Source organism: Pseudomonas sp. MD195_PC81_125, from assembly GCF_014060985.1.
GTDB lineage: Bacteria > Pseudomonadota > Gammaproteobacteria > Pseudomonadales > Pseudomonadaceae > Aquipseudomonas > Aquipseudomonas parakoreensis.
On the sequence record NZ_JABULD010000534.1, the window covers coordinates 1 to 2,226 of the forward strand.

Annotated in this window: 2 protein-coding genes and 1 pseudogene; all 3 read left to right on the forward strand. The window is 59.2% G+C overall.

Annotated features, from left to right (window positions below):
- Window positions 1-130, forward strand: a pseudogene (locus HT737_RS21220) (TetR family transcriptional regulator); the annotation flags it as partial.
- Window positions 131-274: 144 nt separating this feature from the next.
- Window positions 275-832 carry a hypothetical protein gene (locus HT737_RS21225; RefSeq protein ID WP_182403944.1) on the forward strand — a complete coding sequence of 186 codons (558 nt, stop codon included), beginning with the start codon at window positions 275-277 and terminating at the stop codon, window positions 830-832.
- Between the two features lie 24 nt (window positions 833-856).
- Entirely contained in the window at window positions 857-2,134 is a 1,278-nt protein-coding gene (locus HT737_RS21230; protein WP_047292802.1) for a flavohemoglobin expression-modulating QEGLA motif protein, read from the forward strand.
- Window positions 2,135-2,226 lie beyond the last annotated feature (92 nt).

Consider the following 2,226-nt stretch of genomic DNA (forward strand, 5'->3'; position numbering starts at 1 on the left):
CAAAGTGTTGACGGCGATTATCGGACGGATGGAATATCAGGGCCTGCTCAACGACGCCGAGCCTTTGGCCGAACAGGACATGCTCGGGATTCTGACGCGGTACATGCATCTGGTCCTGGCCTCGGTGTAAGCCTGTTGTCCGTCTGACACGATCCCAATGTAGGAGCTGCCGCAGGTGCGATCTTTTTGATCTTGCTTTAAGAGATCAGGATCAAAAGATCGCAGCCTGCGGCAGCTCCTACAGGGAGGTATTGCGAGTTCATGGGAGTATTGAATGAAAGCCTGGCGTGGCGTGCTGATCGCCTTGTCGTTCCTGCTGCTCAGCGGTTGTCTGGTGACTTTCAAGGATCCGCTGCCCGCCAGTGAGTCGGCGCCCAAGGGCCTGCTGGGCACGTGGTCGAGCACCAATGCCTGGGGCGAGCCGATGAACCTTGAGCTGACCCGCGTCGGCCATGATCGCTATCAGGCGATCACCTGGTTCAAGGCCCGGCCTCACGAGCGTGAGGCGTACGCGTTCACCGTGTCGCGCCACGGCAGCCGCTGGTACCTGTCGGCGAAAGTGCCGGCGCGTTACGGTGGCCAATACGCCATCGCCGGTTTCGAACTCACCGACAAACACGAGCTGGTGGTGTACAACCTCGACCTCGAACAGATCAATCAGGCGATCAAGCAGCAAGTCTTCGACGGCAAGGCTTTCCAGACCGAGGACGACGGCGACGGCGTGCAAGTCGACAGTAGCCTCGACAAGGTCTTTGCTTACCTCGACGATCCGGCCAATTCCGATGTCTTCGTCGAGGCCGCGCGCTATCAGCGCCAGGCCCGCGCCAAATAATTCAGTTTTCTACAGGAGTTTCGGGTGGACGATTACCAGCAGACGATACGCACGTTGTCCGATCGCATTGTGCTGGCGCAGACGCCGATCCGCGTGCTCGATGCGGTGAAGTGGGACGAGAACATCCGCAAGGGCTTTCTCAAGGCCAAGGGCAAGGAAATGCCGGCGGTGGATCGCGACTACTACCTCAATCGGCCGCTGAGTTTCGATTCGAGCAAGGTCAAACTCGAGTTCCAGAACATCGAACGCGACATCACCCGCCAGCTTGGCCAGTTCAACCCGGTCGGGCAGATCATGCGGCGCATGTGCAAGGAATACCGGATGGTGGTGCGCATGCTCGAAGCGCGCGGCACCGAAGATTTTGGCCTGATCTCGCAAGAGCTGTACGGCGCTGCGTCCGATGCGTTCCACGCCGGCGACCCGACCCTGGCCGACCTCGGCCTGATGATGTCTGACTACCTGAACAACATCGACGGCCGCGGCGACCTGAAAGACGAACCGAAGGTCCTCACCGCCAAGGATGCCGTACACCTGTTGCAAACCCGTTTGAACAAGGTGTTCGGCGAGGCCGAGGAAACCATCCGCGTGTTCGAGTCCGACGGCATCGTCGCCGACGCGGCAGCAGGCGCCGACTACATCAAGATCCGCACCGACGCGCTGTTCAACGACCGCGACGTGCGTGCACTGGAAGTCCACGAAGGCCTGGTGCATGTCGGCACCACGCTTAACGGCCTGAACCAGCCGATCTGCACCTTCCTGTCCAAGGGCCCACCGTCGTCGACAGTGACCCAGGAAGGCCTGGCGATCCTCATGGAAATCATCACCTTTGCCTCCTACCCGAGTCGCCTGCGCAAACTGACCAACCGCACCCGTGCCATTCACATGGTCGAGGAAGGCGCGGACTTTTTGCAGGTGTTCGAGTTCTTCCGCGAACAGGGTTTCGAAATGGCCGAAAGCTACGGCAACGCCAGTCGGGTGTTCCGAGGCTCGACGCCGAACGGTCTGCCATTCACCAAAGACTTGTCCTACCTCAAGGGCTTTATCATGGTTTACAACTACATTCAGTTGGCCGTGCGTAAGGGCAAGCTTGAGCAGGTACCGCTGCTGTTCTGCGGCAAGACCACCCTGGAGGACATGCGTACCCTGCGTCAACTGGTCGATGAAGGTCTGGTGGTGCCGCCGAAATACCTGCCGGAACAGTTCCGCGACATGAACGCGCTGTCGGCGTGGATGTGCTTCTCCAACTTCCTCAATCACTTGAGCCTGGACCGGATCGAGGCGGATTACTCCAATATCCTCTGAACCACAGACAAACCCTGTGGGAGCTGGCTTGCCAGCGATTGCAGTCTGACAGTCAATATTGATGTTGGCTGACCCACCGCTATCGCTGGCAA